21 protein-coding genes are annotated in these 15,625 nt (G+C 62.4%); 10 read left to right on the top strand and 11 right to left on the bottom strand.

Annotated features, from left to right (window positions below):
• Nucleotides 1-134 precede the first annotated feature (134 nt).
• Nucleotides 135-470: a hypothetical protein gene (locus NKI38_RS15550; RefSeq protein WP_352658963.1), complete on the top strand. Its 336-nt coding sequence runs from the start codon at nucleotides 135-137 to the stop codon at nucleotides 468-470.
• A gap of 243 nt (nucleotides 471-713) precedes the next feature.
• On the opposite strand, the gene msrA is transcribed toward NKI38_RS15550, so the two are convergent.
• Together msrA and NKI38_RS15540 are read right to left on the bottom strand one after the other, a co-directional pair.
• Entirely contained in the window at nucleotides 714-1,232 is a 519-nt protein-coding gene (gene msrA, locus NKI38_RS15545; protein ID WP_352658961.1) for a peptide-methionine (S)-S-oxide reductase MsrA, read from the bottom strand.
• 149 nt (nucleotides 1,233-1,381) lie between these two features.
• A complete protein-coding gene (locus tag NKI38_RS15540) occupies nucleotides 1,382-2,926 on the bottom strand; it encodes a glycosyltransferase family 39 protein (RefSeq protein WP_352658960.1) in 1,545 nt (514 codons plus the stop codon).
• A gap of 195 nt (nucleotides 2,927-3,121) precedes the next feature.
• Between NKI38_RS15540 and NKI38_RS15535 the strand changes: the two genes are divergently transcribed.
• The gene (locus NKI38_RS15535) at nucleotides 3,122-3,829 is read left to right on the top strand and encodes a hypothetical protein (RefSeq protein ID WP_352658958.1); all 708 of its coding nucleotides are present in this window, start codon (nucleotides 3,122-3,124) and stop codon (nucleotides 3,827-3,829) included.
• A 173-nt stretch (nucleotides 3,830-4,002) separates the two neighbouring features.
• Here the strand turns inward: NKI38_RS15535 and NKI38_RS15530 are convergent, their stop codons facing one another.
• The 6 genes from NKI38_RS15530 to NKI38_RS15505 all read right to left on the bottom strand — a co-directional run bounded on the left by NKI38_RS15530 (nucleotide 4,003) and on the right by NKI38_RS15505 (nucleotide 9,379).
• A complete protein-coding gene (locus tag NKI38_RS15530) occupies nucleotides 4,003-4,326 on the bottom strand; it encodes a hypothetical protein (RefSeq protein ID WP_352658956.1) in 324 nt (107 codons plus the stop codon).
• 169 nt (nucleotides 4,327-4,495) lie between these two features.
• A complete protein-coding gene (locus NKI38_RS15525) occupies nucleotides 4,496-4,723 on the bottom strand; it encodes a hypothetical protein (protein WP_352658954.1) in 228 nt (75 codons plus the stop codon).
• Nucleotide 4,724: 1 nt separating this feature from the next.
• Nucleotides 4,725-4,943, bottom strand: a complete 219-nt coding sequence (locus NKI38_RS15520) for a hypothetical protein (protein WP_352658952.1) — start codon at nucleotides 4,941-4,943, stop codon at nucleotides 4,725-4,727.
• Nucleotides 4,943-5,668 carry a glycoside hydrolase family 108 protein gene (locus tag NKI38_RS15515; protein ID WP_352658950.1) on the bottom strand — a complete coding sequence of 242 codons (726 nt, stop codon included), beginning with the start codon at nucleotides 5,666-5,668 and terminating at the stop codon, nucleotides 4,943-4,945. Before NKI38_RS15515 ends, NKI38_RS15520 begins: the two co-directional genes overlap by 1 nt.
• 150 nt (nucleotides 5,669-5,818) lie before the next feature.
• Complete coding sequence (locus NKI38_RS15510; RefSeq protein ID WP_352658949.1) at nucleotides 5,819-7,108, bottom strand: hypothetical protein; 1,290 nt, start codon at nucleotides 7,106-7,108, stop codon at nucleotides 5,819-5,821.
• Nucleotides 7,109-7,174: 66 nt separating this feature from the next.
• On the bottom strand, nucleotides 7,175-9,379 hold the full coding sequence (locus NKI38_RS15505; protein WP_352658948.1) for a right-handed parallel beta-helix repeat-containing protein: 2,205 nt from the start codon (nucleotides 9,377-9,379) through the stop codon (nucleotides 7,175-7,177).
• On the opposite strand from NKI38_RS15505, the gene NKI38_RS15500 reads away from it, so the two are divergent.
• The 3 genes from NKI38_RS15500 to NKI38_RS15490 all read left to right on the top strand — a co-directional run bounded on the left by NKI38_RS15500 (nucleotide 9,356) and on the right by NKI38_RS15490 (nucleotide 10,393).
• Nucleotides 9,356-9,559 carry a hypothetical protein gene (locus NKI38_RS15500; protein ID WP_352658946.1) on the top strand — a complete coding sequence of 68 codons (204 nt, stop codon included), beginning with the start codon at nucleotides 9,356-9,358 and terminating at the stop codon, nucleotides 9,557-9,559. The genes NKI38_RS15505 and NKI38_RS15500 overlap by 24 nt on opposite strands.
• A 155-nt stretch (nucleotides 9,560-9,714) precedes the next feature.
• Nucleotides 9,715-9,984 carry a hypothetical protein gene (locus NKI38_RS15495; RefSeq protein ID WP_352658944.1) on the top strand — a complete coding sequence of 90 codons (270 nt, stop codon included), beginning with the start codon at nucleotides 9,715-9,717 and terminating at the stop codon, nucleotides 9,982-9,984.
• Nucleotides 9,985-10,087: 103 nt separating this feature from the next.
• A complete protein-coding gene (locus NKI38_RS15490) occupies nucleotides 10,088-10,393 on the top strand; it encodes a hypothetical protein (RefSeq protein ID WP_352633781.1) in 306 nt (101 codons plus the stop codon).
• Nucleotides 10,394-10,403: 10 nt separating this feature from the next.
• On the opposite strand, the gene NKI38_RS15485 is transcribed toward NKI38_RS15490, so the two are convergent.
• The gene (locus NKI38_RS15485) at nucleotides 10,404-10,847 is read right to left on the bottom strand and encodes a DoxX family protein (protein ID WP_352658942.1); all 444 of its coding nucleotides are present in this window, start codon (nucleotides 10,845-10,847) and stop codon (nucleotides 10,404-10,406) included.
• Nucleotides 10,848-11,492: 645 nt separating this feature from the next.
• On the opposite strand from NKI38_RS15485, the gene NKI38_RS15480 reads away from it, so the two are divergent.
• The 4 genes from NKI38_RS15480 (at nucleotide 11,493) to NKI38_RS15465 (ending at nucleotide 12,854) form a co-directional block, all read left to right on the top strand.
• Nucleotides 11,493-11,672, top strand: coding sequence for a DUF3606 domain-containing protein (locus NKI38_RS15480; protein WP_024501602.1), 180 nt, complete (start codon nucleotides 11,493-11,495; stop codon nucleotides 11,670-11,672).
• A gap of 90 nt (nucleotides 11,673-11,762) precedes the next feature.
• Complete coding sequence (locus NKI38_RS15475) at nucleotides 11,763-12,206, top strand: GFA family protein (RefSeq protein ID WP_352658940.1); 444 nt, start codon at nucleotides 11,763-11,765, stop codon at nucleotides 12,204-12,206.
• A 153-nt stretch (nucleotides 12,207-12,359) separates the two neighbouring features.
• Complete coding sequence (locus tag NKI38_RS15470; protein WP_352658938.1) at nucleotides 12,360-12,596, top strand: DUF982 domain-containing protein; 237 nt, start codon at nucleotides 12,360-12,362, stop codon at nucleotides 12,594-12,596.
• Between the two features lie 6 nt (nucleotides 12,597-12,602).
• Nucleotides 12,603-12,854 (top strand): DUF982 domain-containing protein, encoded by a 252-nt coding sequence (locus NKI38_RS15465; protein WP_352658936.1) that lies wholly within the window; start codon nucleotides 12,603-12,605, stop codon nucleotides 12,852-12,854.
• Nucleotides 12,855-13,018: 164 nt separating this feature from the next.
• Here NKI38_RS15465 and NKI38_RS15460 read toward each other — a convergent pair whose 3' ends face one another.
• Nucleotides 13,019-13,336, bottom strand: coding sequence for a hypothetical protein (locus tag NKI38_RS15460; RefSeq protein WP_352658934.1), 318 nt, complete (start codon nucleotides 13,334-13,336; stop codon nucleotides 13,019-13,021).
• A 147-nt stretch (nucleotides 13,337-13,483) separates the two neighbouring features.
• Here NKI38_RS15460 and NKI38_RS15455 point away from each other — a divergent pair, with 147 nt between their 5' ends.
• Nucleotides 13,484-14,422, top strand: coding sequence for an alpha/beta fold hydrolase (locus NKI38_RS15455; protein ID WP_352658932.1), 939 nt, complete (start codon nucleotides 13,484-13,486; stop codon nucleotides 14,420-14,422).
• Between the two features lie 36 nt (nucleotides 14,423-14,458).
• Here NKI38_RS15455 and NKI38_RS15450 read toward each other — a convergent pair whose 3' ends face one another.
• On the bottom strand, nucleotides 14,459-15,523 hold the full coding sequence (locus tag NKI38_RS15450) for a PAS domain S-box protein (protein WP_352658930.1): 1,065 nt from the start codon (nucleotides 15,521-15,523) through the stop codon (nucleotides 14,459-14,461).
• Between the last annotated feature and the right edge of the window lie 102 nt (nucleotides 15,524-15,625).

Here is a 15,625-nt window from a genome sequence, read left to right as displayed (position 1 = left end):
GGTCGAAGCCGCTGATGTTTCTGGAGCCAAATTTTATCGGGAACCTTCACTGCCGCACCCGGTTGTCCCCATAGTCGCAAATGCGATCACCTTCGTAGAAACAAGCGACGAGTTCACAGAAATGGAGACAAACCATGTTCATGAAAATCCTCGCAGCTTCGGCTCTCACGATTGGTCTGGCCATGTCAGCCATGGCGCAAAGTGCCGGTAGCAACAACGCGAGTGGCGATGGCGCCGGAAGCGGGAAGTCGGTGACTGTGGAGCCGAACACCCCAGCTTCGCCGAATACGGTCAGGCCTGGTGCTGTCGACCTCGGCATAACCAACAGCACGACCGGCATGCCCGGCGACATGAATTCGAACGCAGATCGAAATTGCCCGGCCAGCCCGCAGGGCGCGCAGCCTGACGCCACCCACACCTCGCCGGGCACCTCTGTGCCGACGGTCAATGACAACCATTGCGGTAAGTAGGCCATTGCTGGCAACCGAGGAAGCCGCGAGCGTATGCTCTGCGGCTTCTTTTGGGCGTCAGCACAATCGGGCACTCCTCGACAACGCCAATATCATGGGCACTTTCGGACATCGGTGGAAGGCTCGACGGCTTCACCGAAGCGACCAGGCGCACTAACTGACTGAAAGGGGTTTGGGATGCGATGAAGCCGCTCGACGACCTTGTCGAGCGGCAATGCATGGCAGAACCGCCGGTCGTGAAGTCTATGAAACAGCCTTTTCGCGAACCGGCAGCTTCCAGCCCGGCCTGACGAAGTGGCAGGTGTAGCCGTTGGGGTATTTCTCCAGATAGTCCTGATGCTCAGGCTCGGCTTCCCAGAAGGGACCGGCCGGCGCGACTTCGGTGACGACCTTGCCCGGCCACAGGCCCGAGGCATCGACATCGGCGATAGTGTCCTCGGCGACGCGCTTTTGTTCGTCGCTGGTGTAGTAGATCGCCGAGCGATAGCTCATCCCGACATCGTTGCCCTGCCGGTTGCGGGTCGTCGGATCGTGGATCTGGAAAAAGCGCTCCAGCAGCGTGCGATAGCTTATGATGGCCGGATCGAAATTGATCTCGATGGCCTCGGCATGGGTGCCATGGTTGCGATAGGTGGCATTGGGCACGTCGCCGCCGCTGTAGCCGACACGGGTGGAGGTGACGCCGGGATAGCGCCGTATCAAATCCTGCATGCCCCAGAAGCAGCCGCCGGCAAGGACTGCGCGTTCGGTCGAAGTCGCCATATCACGTCTCCTCAAAAGCAATTCCGGGAAAATGTAGCGGTTTTCCCGGGAAAGCGCATAGCGCTTTCCCTTGAGAATTGCGCAAAAGCAAGTTGGATCCTCGCATAAATGGGTATTGTCACCTGCTTCGTCCAGCGGGCAGACCTGCTTCAGTTGCTCGGTCGGGCGAGGCTGTCGATCACACCCGGCAACTGCTTCACGCCGGGCGGAATGGCGGCAAAGCTGATCGCTACCGGCGGCGCCTTGAGCGACCAGTCGAAGAGAACGGTCTTGACCGGGATGTCGCCCAGCCACGACTGCAGCCAAGGTGGCACGCCGCGTCCGAGCCAGACCAGGAGTATACCGTGTTCACGCAGCCGCTGGCTCGTGATCCAGGGGGCCAACCGCATGTCGAGATCGGTGAAGATCGACGGCTTGTCATAGGCATTGAGGCCTGCCAGCAACGCGATACGGGTATCGCCGCCGACGATGTCGAGCCGACCGGGCACCGCCGCGTGCCAGACGGCCTCGGCCTCATCCGAGATCTGCTGGGCCGGCCAGCACACGGCATCCATGCGCCCGCGCAAATTGCAGCTCGTCCAGCGGATACAAGCATAGGCACCAGACATGCCGATGATACAGACGAACGCACAGATCGACAGCCGTCGCATCTCGACGGCGCCGAGCCGATGGCCCAGAGAGGCGAGCGCCACCACGCCAACAAGATTGTACATCGGCGCGCCCCATGCCTCGCCGGTGCCGGTGAACAGCGAGGCCAGCATGACGAGGGCCGCCGGACCAAGCCCCATCCACAAGAGATAGACAAGGATGCCGCGCCCGACGGGTTCTTGCGGCGGGGGCGAGCGCCGCAGCAGCCCTGATATCGCGAGCACCAGAACAAAGCCGCAGAGCCCGGCCATCTGGACGCCGATATAATAAAAGCGGGAGCGATGGGCCAGCACCCATTCATCGCGCCATGCGGCATAGGTCAGCGGCAGGAAATCGACGCGATAGAGTTCGACGGCCAGTGGCGCAGCGACAGCGATGAAAACCACAAGCCCGAGCCATGGCCAAGGCGTGGCGAGCCGGCTGCGTGCCCGAGTATCCGACAACAGCCAGATCGCCCCGAACAACAACAGCAGACCGGTGGAAAACTTGGTATAGAGCCCGACGCCCGATACCAGTCCCAGCGTCAGCCACCAGCCCGGCCCACCACCACGGCTGGCGCGCCACAGCAGCCAGCAGATAGCGGCCCAGAAGGGCATCTGCGCGTAGTCATGATTGAACTGCGGGGTCGGCCAGCCGAAGAAATAGAGCGACGGCATCAATAGCACGGCGGCCAGCGCGCGTGTTCTCCCGAGCATGTCGCGGGCCAGCAGATAGACGAAGATGAAGGTCGCCGAGACGACAAGCTGCGCGAGCAGATATTGCGGCCAGCGGAACGATCCGGTCAGAAGATGGCTGGTCTCGAGCAGCCAGCCGGGAAGCTGCGGATGCTTGTAGGTCAACTGCACCCATTCGCGGCCCCACATGAAGCCCTCGACGACATCACCGGGCGGTGAGACGTTGACGAGTGCGGGCACCACCGTCCAGCAGAATATCTGCATCAGGCACAAAATCGCCAGCAAATGCCAGGGATGACGGATTAGGCTGGACAAAACCGATGGGGAATCGACGCCGGCGGCAGGCAATCCCGCCGGCACCCAGTTGTCCATGGATCCATCTATCCCCGCCATGCGGCGCTTAAATCACATAGTCCTGTTTAACGAACAGCCCCAAACGTCGAAGCTTACGAAAAAGTATAGCTATGTGCCATTGCAGCACCAAGATCGGGCAGGAGTATCGGCGCTCCTCTCTCCAGGCACGACAGCGCTGCACGTCTGACCCCTGCCTGAAAAATCCGGATCCCAATGCGCCACCACCATGCCGTCATCCATTACCGTGCGCTCGACTTCTGGATGGCGCGCGCGGCCGTTCTCGTCATCATCTGCCTGCAGCTCCTGGTCATCAACAACCTCTCGTTCGGACCGCGCTGGCTGGCGCCGGCGCTGGAGGCCGCCCTGCTGCTGCCCTTGTCGGTGGCTACCGCCTGGACACAGGCCGCCACCCGAAAGGCGGTCGAGGATCACGAGTGGCACGCGATCGGCCAGTTTCGCGTCATGATCCGCAAGACCGCCCTGACCATGACCGCCATCATCAGCGTCATGAATTGCGGTTCGCTGGTCTTGCTGGTGCGTGCCTTGCTGGAGGGCCATGCCGGCAATAGCGGCACGACACTGTTGATCGACGCGCTCAACATCTGGGTCACCAACGTCATCGTCTTTGCCTTGTGGTTCTGGAGCACCGACCGCGGCGGCCCGCCGACCTGCGGCCTCGTCAAGCTCGCGCAGGCCGATTTCCTGTTTGCGCAGATGACGCTGAACGATCGTGAGCTTCGCGACTGGCTGCCCGGCTTCGTCGACTATTTCTTCCTCGCTTTCACCAATGCAACAGCGTTTTCGCCCACCGACACCTTGCCACTCTCCCAACGCGCCAAGCTGCTGATGATGGCCGAGGCCATGATCTCGCTGCTGACCATCGCGCTGGTCGCGGCACGGGCGGTCAACATCCTGGCTTGAGGCTTGCCAGGCCGAATCTTCGCTGCATCGCCGAAACGCAAAATAGCCCGCCTCGGCGTGAGCCGAGGCGGGCTAAAAAATGAGGACTATGCCGCGTCCGGCGGCTTTTCAGCGCGACTCTCCGGAATTCTGTTGAGCCGTCGCCAACAGACAACACCAGCGGGAGCCAGCCACTACTCCTCTGGCGCCGGCCGGAATCTCCGCACCACAAACTCGAACAGGACGTCCGAGATCCACATGGCACAGACGCCGATCAGGAAGGCCGCCGCCAGCGTGGTGGTGTCGTCGGCGGGATTGGGCATCGGCAGGCCGGTGATCCTGGCATAGGACACCGCCGGCAGCGTCAGATAAGCCGCGGCAAGCGCGCCGCAGATCGGCGAGGCCACCATTTCGCGCAACTTGTAGCGGTGCCGCGACAGCGCGCGCAGAACGCCACCGGCAAGACCGGCAGCAACGACCGGTCCCTTGACGCCGAGCAGATCGAAAAGATCGTGCATCACGGCCTCCACCCACAAAGCGTCTGGCCCTTTTCGTTGTGAGCCAGGATCGCCGCCACCGACGCATCGGAAAGGGTCGCCACCTCTGCCTTTGCAGGCCGGATGGGATGCCCGGCCGCGCAGAACGATCCACCTGATGTGGTGCAGCCGGCCAACAGGAGTGAGAGCGCTACGATTTTGACCATCTGCCCAGCCTCCCCCGGTTGTCGTCCGGCGTCCGCCCGGCGACGGCGTCGTCGATCTTTTGGGCTTCGGTGCGCGCCGCGGCGTCGGCGGCATCCTGCCTGGCCTTCTGGCTTGCCTTGCCCCTGGCGTAGGCCGTCCAGAGACCGGCGAGCGCGGCACCCGTTGCAAGGAGATACGGCCAGACCTGGCCAAGCAGTACGAGCGTTCCCATTTCATGTCTCCTTGGCGGGCGGCGCGACCATGCCGCGCGGTCCGTCACGCACTGCGTTGATGATGATCTTGGCAAGGGCGAGTGTGCCGCTGATCTGAAGCGCGGTGCGATCGGTGACGCCGAACGTCGTCCAGTCGAAACCGGCGAGCGCGCCGCCGCAGATGATGGCGATCAGCGTGTTGAGAAGATTGTGCAGCGTGTTGGTGTTGAACCATGTCATCAAAAGAGACTCCCGAAAAAACCGGTGACGTGATGCCAGAAGGCTGCGAGCGCTCCGGCAAAGAGGACGAGGATGCTGGCCGCTGCAGCCGTCTTGCCGCCGGATGGCGGCGCTGGCGGCACGGTCTGGACCGTCGGCGCCTCACTAGCGGGCGTTACGACCTTGGGCGGCTGGGGGACAGACGCCGGCGCGGCCACCGATGCCGCAGGACGCTGAGCCGACATCAGCAAGGCCTGAACCCGTACCGACCTGACGCGATCGGACCAGCCGCGCCCGAATGTCGCCCACGTCGGCAACCGTTTGAGAAACGCCAGCCGCGCATCGCAAAGCGCATCGATGACGACGCCGGCCGGTTTTGCCTTGACTGCTGCAAGGGTTGCCGGCCCGATCCGGCCGTCCTGGGCAACGCCAACCGCCGCCTGCAGGTATTTCGCCGCTCGGCCAGGCCCGCTGTTCACCGCGAAATCGAACACGGCATGGTCGACACCATCGGGCAGTTCGGCGCCGAGCACGGTGTCCCAATAGAACCGACGAAGGACCGTCGCCACCTGATCATCGCTGATCTTACGCAAATCCGCCTTCGTCGCGTCGGCCTTCACGTAGCGACGGAAATTGGCAAGCGTCACACCCTTCATGGTGGCGCCGCCCGGATCAGCCGGATTGTCCGACCAGAGCCCTTCAGATTTCAAAACGAGCGCAAGCGCCCGCGCGAAGTTGCGGTCCATGAGGTTCCCTTTCCGCCCTTCCGGGCAGTTGTTCACTTTCGGGTTGTGGTTGGCCGGACTGGTCTGCCTTGCCGCGGGTGGCATCAGACACAAGGGCCTATGTGCGGGGCATGAAACACCGATGAGCCACGCCGCGCCTCGGTCTTTGCATCAATTGCGTGGTCGGGCCATGGATCGAATCCGAACGCTGCCGTGAAAGCGCCCCAAGAGCAGCAGCCAGACCGACGTTTGAATAGCCAAGAACCCGACGAAAGGCTGACGTGCCTGGGCCAGTACGTTTTCCAGACTGTTGCGGTGCGCGTAGACACCGATCACGCTGCCAACGACGATCCAGAAGAAGAACCATGTGCCCTTGCTTTGCAGCGAGGCGCGATGCAGCGCCGCGAGCGCCAGCCCGTAGAGAAGCCCGAACACGATTACGACCGGAATGCCGCCCGTTGCCCACGCTTGCCCCCAGAAGGTGCCCGCCAAGCCATAGCTGGCCTGAGAGAAAATCTGCGTCTGAAGCACAGTGTTGAACCCAGTGCTGTCGAAACCGAAAGCCGACGGCTGAACGAGCAGCTGCGCCAAAGTATCGCGAACCATATTCCACCACGGATAGGTCGTGTTTGTTCTGATCAGGCCCTCTATATTTTCGTGTGTGCCAAAAGCTTCCCAGGACGCGATCAAAGCCATCGGTTCCGATCCGCCCGTCAGCATTGTTCCTATGGGTATGTCCCGCTTATAGGCCAGATAGAATGGCTTCATGAAGAAGACGATGGCGAGCGTTGCAAGCCCTATGCACCACATTCTCCAGTTGAGTGCAGCCCTCGTGATAGGCCATTCCCACATCGAAACAACAGCGAACGCCATTGCCAGAATGACAGGTACGGTTCGATCACCGGCAATGGCATTGAGCACCACCATCAGCAGGAAGATGCTTTGTGTGACCCGCGCACCTCGCCCCCAAAGCCTGTCGAAATAGATGGACGCCAGAAGGCCAATACCGCTGACCCAACGCCACACGACGGAAATCAGGCCGCCGACAACGCCGTAGATGTCCGCACGCTCCATTGCGAACCATTGCAGCCCTGCCCTGTTGGCCATCCATGCGTAGCACAGCATGGAGATAATCAACGCGAACCTGATGAACCACGTGATGCGCATCGGATGCAGCTGATATCGCACGGGCTCAGCCATGCCCGGCGATCTGGGCACGACCAGAAGCGACAAGCCGAACCCAAGCCATGCCGCCGCCATCACGAGGATGGCCCCCGACGATGCCGGATCGAGATACGGCTCAAGCCCTCTCGCGCTAACAGGGCGAGTGTAACCGATCAACGCAGGGACCGAATACGCAAGCAGGCCGATGTATCCGATTGCCACGACCGACACCTGGTTGTGACGCGTCAGAAGTATGCCGGTGCTAGCAAGCACCATCGCCCATAGAACGAAGATCATATCTCTCGTTCAGCCACCCGGATTGAAAAAGCAATTTAGCCGATTCGGCAAACACAACGACAGGGTCTACGGCTCGAAATCGCCTGCCCAACCGATCGCCGAACTAACAACCCACAATCCCGCCGAATAGGCCTCCAAGACTACCCGCTCGCCGGGATCGAGGATGAGATATTTTCCTGCGCCGCCGCCCTTGATTGTATCCGTGCCGCTGGGATCGAGATTCATGACATGGGTCGAGTGTACACCCGCGAAGCCGATCCGTAGGCCTGGCACTGCCGGCGGCAGCGTGTGCGTCCGCGCTGCGCCTGCTCCATTGTTGTGGCAGATGGCACGATTATGTAGCCCGGTCAGCGTAGTGTTGACCGCAAGGTTGATCGGCAAGCCCGTCGATCCTTGAAGACCTGGGTTGTCGCCGCCGATAAAGCGCGTCACGATGCCGGCCGTGATGGAACTGCCATTGCCGTCCCCAACCCACTCCGACATGTCCAAGCCATCGACAAACATCTCGTCAATCATGCCGCCCGTCGTGACGCGGAACATGATGCCAACCGATGTGGAGTTCTTCAACGCCACATCACGTACACTCACCTTGCGCACCCGCTGGCCGGCAGACAGGTTGAACCTAAGACCGTGTGATTGCGTGTTTCCTCTGATGCCCGTAAGGCTGATGCTTGCCGGTGTGACCACATTGGCAACTACGATGGCATCCGTGGGGCAATTCATCAGGGTGCCAGGGCCAATGGCAAGCTGTGTCTGGTAGGGCGCAGCGATCACAGCGGTTGCCCCCGAGGTACCACCCGTGACCGTCTCGCCGGCCGTGAAGATGCCTGCGGTGTTGCGCACATAGATACGCCTCGTGACGGAGCTTGCGGTCTTTGCGGTTCCCGACGTGCCACCTGTGACCGTCTCGGCGGACTGGAAAATGCCACTTATTGACAGGACCCGGAGCACATTGGCGAAAAAGTCAACCACCGTACCCGTTGCGCCCGAGGTGCCACCCGTGACCGTCTCGCCAAGCTCGTAGTCGAGCGTTGAGCCAGTGACAACGATTTCCACGTGCTGGAACCGAAGGGTGCCCGAAGACACAGAGGTGCCACCCGTGACTGTCTCGCCTGTGGCGAACGAGCCCACCTGTGAGCTTAGCGCAAACTGATATTCACCATTGGGCTCTAGTTGGAGGGCCGTGTTGAACCGGTCAATATACCAGTTGTCTAGCCGTCCTGATTGGATCTGCACCCCGAACACGTTGCCGGCTGAACTGCCCTGGAGCCGATTGCCAATCAACTTGACGTTCGACAACACGATTTCACTGTTCGCGTCCGTGAGGGCGACCCCCTCCAGACAGTCGTTCGCGATGATATTCGTGATGATGCCACGGGGGTCTCGGGCGCCCGTCATCTCCACCCACACGCAAGCCGAAGGACTGTCAAGATGCCCTTCGGCGAACACGCCATCAACCAGCATGTCAGTGGTATTGAGGTTGCCAGTGTAGGTCAGCACGACACCATCACGTTTACACTTAGTCGAGCGGATGTTGCGCACGATCGGCTTGCGGCACGCTGCGACGTAGACCGTATCGCCGAACTCCGTTCCGGTCGGCGCGATGATGTTGTAGCCGTCGATGTCCTCGATCGTCGGGCTGTCGACGCATAACGCCATTACGCCGGCAAGTCCAAGATTGCGGACCTTGACGCCACGGATTGTCGGTCGCTTCCGGCGCGCACCGGTCGACAGGCCAGCGCGGATGCCAATGGAGGCTTGATAGCCGGCATGTGAACCGCCATCGATTGTCAGGTCGCCATCGATCTGCACATCGTCAGCGGCGATGTCGATCACAGGGTAATGGCCTGTTACCGTGCCACTCGGCGCGCGAAGGGTTAGGACCGAACCGCCGAAGCATTCAACGCGCTTCTTCCCGGTCGAGATCACGTGATTGCCGTCGGTTTGGTAGGAACCGTCGATCAGGACGTGCGGATAGTTGCCAGTCAGCAGCGCATCGATGGCTGCCGTCGCATTCACGCCAGCGCGCGCGCCGAGCATGGAGGCCGTCACTGGGATCGAGGCTAGACTATACCCCACTAGCGTCACCCCATTGCTCAATGTGATCACCAGATCCCCTGCCGAGGTCCCGTTCTTGCGATACACGGCGCCGCTGCCGGCCACCTGGTGGCTGTCGTAGAACGCGGTGCGGATGTAGGTCGGCGCGATCGGTGGGGAAAACGCCTGGGCGGCCGCGAGCGTGGCGAATTGCGGGTCAATTACCGTGGTCATGACTTCGGCCGCGACATTGGCCGCTGCCTGGGCCTGGTCGATGATGCCCTGAGTGGCGTCCCGAATATCGCCGACGATGTCATCGGACTGATAGAAGCTGAGGACGATGCTGCTGGTTCCAACGACCGGGTTCAGCGTCTGGAAGGCATAGCTGCACTCACCCCGTCAACAGAATTCTGAGAAAAAATTCCTATTTCGGTCGAAACCGGTGCCTCGACCGGCGCCAGCAAGCCCGTGGAACTCCGCCGGCCGGCTGGTCATAAGCCGGCATCCATGAAATCATTAGACAAAGCTCATGGAATGATTCCCGTCGCACGGCCTTGTGGGAGAGGACGATGGACAGACCAGCCATGGCATCCGTGTTCAGGATGCGGAATGCACCGGCCACGGTTTCCGGTGTGCGCAGCACTGGCCAGGGCCAGGCCGATCCGGTCATCCGCGTGCGTTCGCTCGGCGAAGCGATCCGTTTCGTCGCCCACGCCTACCCCCAATACGACATCAGCGCCGTCGCCATCAGCTGCGGCGATCCTTCGGTCACGCGCCTCGGCAGCCTGGAGGCGAAGGCGCTGTGGCGCGAATATGGCGAGCGGCTGACGCAGGAATAGGCCGTTTGGCTCCGGCTCGCTGGTCATTCCAGCCGGCAATCCGCCGCCTCCGGAGCGAAAACGGCGCTCGCGCGTTTCGATCTTAGTCACGGGAGCAATCGCCATGAATGTCGCCAATCTGCAACTTGAGGGCCTGCTGATGGCCGTCGCATCGATCAACCGTCTCCTGGTTCAAAAGGGGGTGCTGACGGCAGAGGAAATAGACCTAGCCTTGCGCAAGACCGAGGCCGGCGAAACCAGCCAGGAGCGATCCGAAGCCATGTCCGCGTCCAGCCGCGACGCCATCAACTTTCCGCTCCGGCTGCTGGAACTCGCCAATCAGTGCCAGCCGGAGGTCGACATGCCCTCCTTTTCGAAGCTGGCCCGCATGGTCGGCAAGATAAAGGAACCCTACAACGACCAGCTGTGAATCCCTCGCCTCAGGCCCTGCCCGGCCATCCCAGATTGAGCGAAAGCACCTTGCCCGGCCCATGCACGGCGGCGAACAGCAGTCCGGCCAAGAAGGAAAAATGGTCGATGAAGAAGCCGAACTCGGCCTGGTTGCCGGCCCAGTGGCTGGGTCCGTGGAAGGCAAGGCCGAGGAACAGCACATAGGCGGAGGCCACCAGGGCGGCTTGCGAGAAGAAGGCGCCGGTCAGGAAACACAGCACCAGGGCGACTTCCAGGATCGCCGCGCACCAGGCCAGGAACAGCGGAAACGGAAAGCCGGCGGCCGCGATGTAGCCGGCGGTCGCCTCCATGCCCATGAACTTGAAGCTCACGGCCATCAGGAAGACGCCGGCGAAGATCAGGCGGGCGATGAGAAGTGCCGCGGTCTGCCACGGCGACTGTGTGATTTGCGACTGTGTGATTTGCGACGGCATGCTCGTTCTCCAGCTTTGCAATGGGCTCCGACCCAAGGACGCGCGACCGACGCCAGGTCCGACACACCCACGAATTTTTTCTCGACAACCGCGATGCAAAGCGCTCCGCCATGGTTCCGGGGGCTTGTTGAAGCCCCTCCAGCATCCCGCGATTTGAAACTTGTCGGTAACCGCGATCGTGGTATCGTTAGCTCGGGCTAATGCACGGGCATGCCGGTGCAGCAATTTTGGGTGGGCGAGATTTGCGCGCGAGCGTGAGGTTTGGGGCGAAATTTCTGGTTGCCCGGTCGACAGCACTGGAATGCAGCGGCTGCGGCGGCGCCGGCCATGTCTTCCAATGCCCGCGCTGGACAAGTTCCAACGGCCATTGCTGCCCCGCAGGCACGCACCAGCGCGGCTGTCCCGGCGTCAGCGCCGCATGCACCGAATGTGACGATGGCCGCCCGTCCGACGCCGGCTCCATGCGGCCCTCGGCCTGATACCAGCCGGTCGGGAACTCCGCCCAGGCCCATGACGGGCTCGTAGCGGTGGCGTTATTGGCGTGCTTGTGGAACCCGCGGCGCCGATCTGTGTTATGTCCTGTTGATCGCGGGATCGGGCGCCGACGGCTGTGCGTTTCCCCCGACAACAGAAAGCGAGGCCGAGATGGCTGACGACAAATCGAAGACGAAACAGGACCGCAAGCTGGTCTCGAGCGAAGAGCCCTACGAGGTCGCTGCCTTTGCCCGCAAATACGGCATTCCGCCAAGCGAGGCGCAGACCATCATCAAGCGCTACGGGCCATCGCGCAAGAAGCTCGACGCCCATATGGCGGCGCGCGGCTAGAGCCTGTTTCATCCCGGGATCGGGACGGGGCTTGTCTCGGCCCCACCCGACCGGCAGCGCCGCAGGCTGACAGAAACGGAGGCCACGACCATGTCCGACACCATACGTAGGACCGGCAGTTGCCTGTGCGGCGGCGTGCAGTTCTCGGTCAGCGGAGCGCCGCTCCGCATTGGTCTTTGCCATTGCAAGGATTGCCGCAAGGCCGGTGGCTCGGCCTATTCGGCCTTTGCCATCTGGCCCCGCGAGGCCTTCGAGACCACTGGAATCGTCAGCTCCTATGGCACGCGCAGCTTCTGCCCGACCTGCGGCAGCCGCGTCGCCTGGGTCGACGACAACGAGGCCGAGGTGGCGATCGGCAGCCTCGATGTCGCGCCGACCGATCTCGTGCCCGAATATGAATTGTGGACCTCGAGGCGCGAAACCTGGCTGCATGCCTTGCCCGATGCCGAGCAGTTCGAGCATGACCGGCCAGCGGCGCACAACGCCGAAGTGCCGACGCCGAGGTCGCTGTCGGACGTCGATGCGCGCGAGTGAAATTTGATCGCTCGCGAAGGGAACCCTGCCCTGTTGCCGACGTTATTCGGCGCCTCGTTTTTTGTGCATGTCATCGTCCCAAATCGTTGCGCATCCTCGGGTCGGTCCCGTAGGCATGCTTTTGGGCGACATGCATCAGTCATGGAGACGACCGTGAACGACAAGATGTTTCCCCGACCCGTCCGGCTGAAATTCACCCCCGAGCGTGAGCGCGTTATCCGCAGTGCGTGGGAAGGCCTGGAATGCCTCCGCGACTGGCCGGCTGGCCAAGGCCGGCGATATCGTGCGGCATTGCGCAGCTGTCGCGATGCGCTGGATGGCTGGACGCAGCCGGAAAAGGCGATGCGGGCGATGATCGACGCCGCGCGCGAAGCAAAACTCCTCCAGTAGAGGGACATGGACATGGCCGAGTTGATGCTGCCCACGCCGATGCGGATCAAGCCGCACGGCTCGGATACGATCCGCGACGTCGCCACAATGAAGGATGCCAGCGAAATCCTGATCGACTGGCCGCAGGCAAAACGCGGCCCGTTTTACCAGGCGGCGCGCGAAAAGGTCGAGGCAGCGTTGGAAAACGAGGCAAATGCTGCCGAGGCGCAGGAGGCGTTCGTGGCGCTCTGCAACCACGCCGGCGTGCTGGTGCGGTAGAGGTTTCAATCCATTGGAAAAGCAGGCGAGACGTGGTGCCTCGCCTGCTTTTGTTGCGAAATTACTCCGAGGAATCGATCCCCGACTACTCTGCGGGAAGCTCGCCCTGTACGATCAGGTGAAGGGTCTCGAACCCAAAGCTTTTCGGCGCCATCAGCCCTGCCTTATTGCTTCGGCAGCTGGGGCGGCACTTCACCCGGTTTGATCACCGGCGTCTTGCCTTCGTCGGGCGCCGGCGCCGCCATTCCCTGGTCACCTGTGGGCGGCGGTTTCAGCACGCCGCCGCAATCGTTGAGCGTCTCCGTCAGATTGCCGCCGCCAGCCTGCTGTTCAGGCTGCTGTTTTGCATCTTGCTCTGTCTGGGCCCGGCATTTGTCGGCCGGCGCCGCCTGGCTGTCGTTCTGCTGCTGGTCGGTCTGGGCCGCAACCGGCATGGCCAGCGCCAGCATCAGGCTGAATGGCACGATGGCGAGAATTCTCATCTCAGCCTCCTTCTTCCTGTCACGGCCGCCCGCGGCGGCCTTCCCTTCACAGGGACAACGCCTGTCGAGGAAAAAAGTTGGCCGCTGCTGCCCCGCCGTGTTGCAACCAAATCCGTTCGCCGGCCGTTGCGCGTGCCGGAGGCGACCATGTTCGATGACTTTCAAAGTGCGGAAATCGACACCGGCGATGCCGGCATATTCTCGCTGCGTGCCGGCAGCGGGCCGCCGCTGCTGTTGCTGCACGGTTTTCCGCAAACGCATCTGATGTGGCGCGACATTGCACCTGCGCTGGCCAACCGGTTCAGCGTCGTCTGCGCCGATCTGCGCGGCTATGGCGGCAGTTCCTGTCCGGCGTCGGCTCCCGATCATGCGACCTACGCCAAGCGCGTCATGGCCGCCGACATGGTGGCGCTGATGGCAAATCTCGGTTTCTCAAGCTTCATGGTCGCCGGCCATGATCGCGGCGGGCGTGTCGCCTACCGGATGGCGCTCGATCATCCAGACAGCATAGACAAGCTTGCCGTGCTCGACATCGTGCCCACGGCCGATGCCTGGGATAGGGCCGACGACAGGCTGGCGCTGGGCTACTGGCCATGGTCGTTGCTGGCACAGCCCGAGCCGTTGCCGGAAAAGATCCTGGCAGGTGCTGCCGAGGCGATCGTCGACAATGCCCTGAGCGGCTGGGGCTCACCGCACTCGGTGTTCCCACCCGAGGTGCGGCGGGCCTACATCGATGCCTTGCGCGCGCCTTCCCACGCCCATGCAATCTGCGAGGAATATCGGGCGGCGGCTGTGCTCGACCGCGAGCATGACCGTTCGGACAAGGCCGCAGGCCGGCGCATCCGCTGCCCGCTATTGGCGCTGTGGAGCGGCCAGGGCGCACTCGCGGACTGGTATGCCGGTGAAGGCGGGCCGCTGGCGCTGTGGCGAGGCTGGGCCGATGACGTAAGCGGCCAGGCGATGCCGGGCGGACATTTCTTTCCCGAGGAGAACCCGGCTCAGACCGCCGAGGCGCTGGCCAGCTTCTTCGGTGAAACCAGTCGGGGCATTTCGCAGCGGTCGGGTTTACCTTCACCCTCGCTTTGATGGGGCCGAAGCTGCCTCCCGCTGCTGAATAGACTCTCAAGGGCTGAAATACGGCTCGGCGGCAGGGATTTCGGCGGCAAGCTGCGGAACGAGGATCGATTCCAGCGGCGCCGTCAGCGACCAGCTGAGATGGCCCGGGCTGCGCTCCAGGACCGCCGAGCCGTTCAGCGATTGCGGCGCGACCCGCTGCAGGACCACGGTGCCGAAGCCCTTGCGCGTGCTTTCGTCCCGCCGGTCTCGTTCATGCACCGGCATCGTCTCGTCCCAGACGAGATGGATTTCCCGCCGTCCCGAAACACCGTTGGCGATCTGCCAGGTGATCTCAAGCCGCCCGGTATCACCCGCCAGCGCGCCATATTTGGAGGAGTTGGTGCCGAGTTCGTGAAGTGCCATGCCGAGATTTTGCACGGCGTTCGGCTGCAAGGTCAGCAGCGGCCCGGAGAGCGATACCTGTTCCTCATGAGCGAACGGCTTGAGCTGCTCCTGGATGAGGTCGAAGAGGCTGGCGCCCGCCCATTCCGAATTCACCAGCAGATCGTGCGACCGCGACAGCGCCATGATGCGCGAGCGGATCAGCTCCTCGAACTCGCGCGGATCGGTCGAGCGTTTGCCTGTCTCCCTAACCATCGAGAGGATCACCGCGAACTGGTTCTTGACGCGATGGTTCACCTCGCGCAGCAATAGCCGGATGCGGCGCTCGCTGTCCTTGGTCGCGGTGATGTCGCGGGCGATCTTCGAAGCACCGATTATCTCGCCCGATACGTTCCTGATCGGCGAGATGGTCAGCGACACGGCAATGAAGCTGCCGTCCTTGCGTCGCCGGATCGTCTCATAGCTGGCCACCAGTTCGCCATTGCGAACCCGGCCGATGATGTCGGTCTCCTCATCCCTGAGATGATCGGGAATGAGCATCAGCACCGACCGGCCGACAGCCTCCTCGGCCGTGTAGCCGAACATGCGCTGCGCCGCCCCGTTCCAACTGGTGATGATACTGTTCAGGTCCTTGCTGATGATGGCATCGAAGGACGAATCGACGATCGCCGCCAACCTTGCGTCGGCGGCGGCTTCGATCAGGCCATCGATGTCCGTCAATTCCGTCATGGCCCCACCTTCCCCCTCGGTCACGCCTTCCGGCTCGCGTGAGCGATTTCCGCAGCGCCACAGCAATGCGCCACGGGCATTTTGGTTGCAATCGGCGCGCCG

Origin of the sequence: Mesorhizobium sp. M0621 (genome assembly GCF_040320745.1) — a bacterium.
In the GTDB taxonomy this organism is placed as follows: domain Bacteria; phylum Pseudomonadota; class Alphaproteobacteria; order Rhizobiales; family Rhizobiaceae; genus Mesorhizobium.
This window is presented reverse-complemented; position numbering and strand designations above follow the sequence as displayed.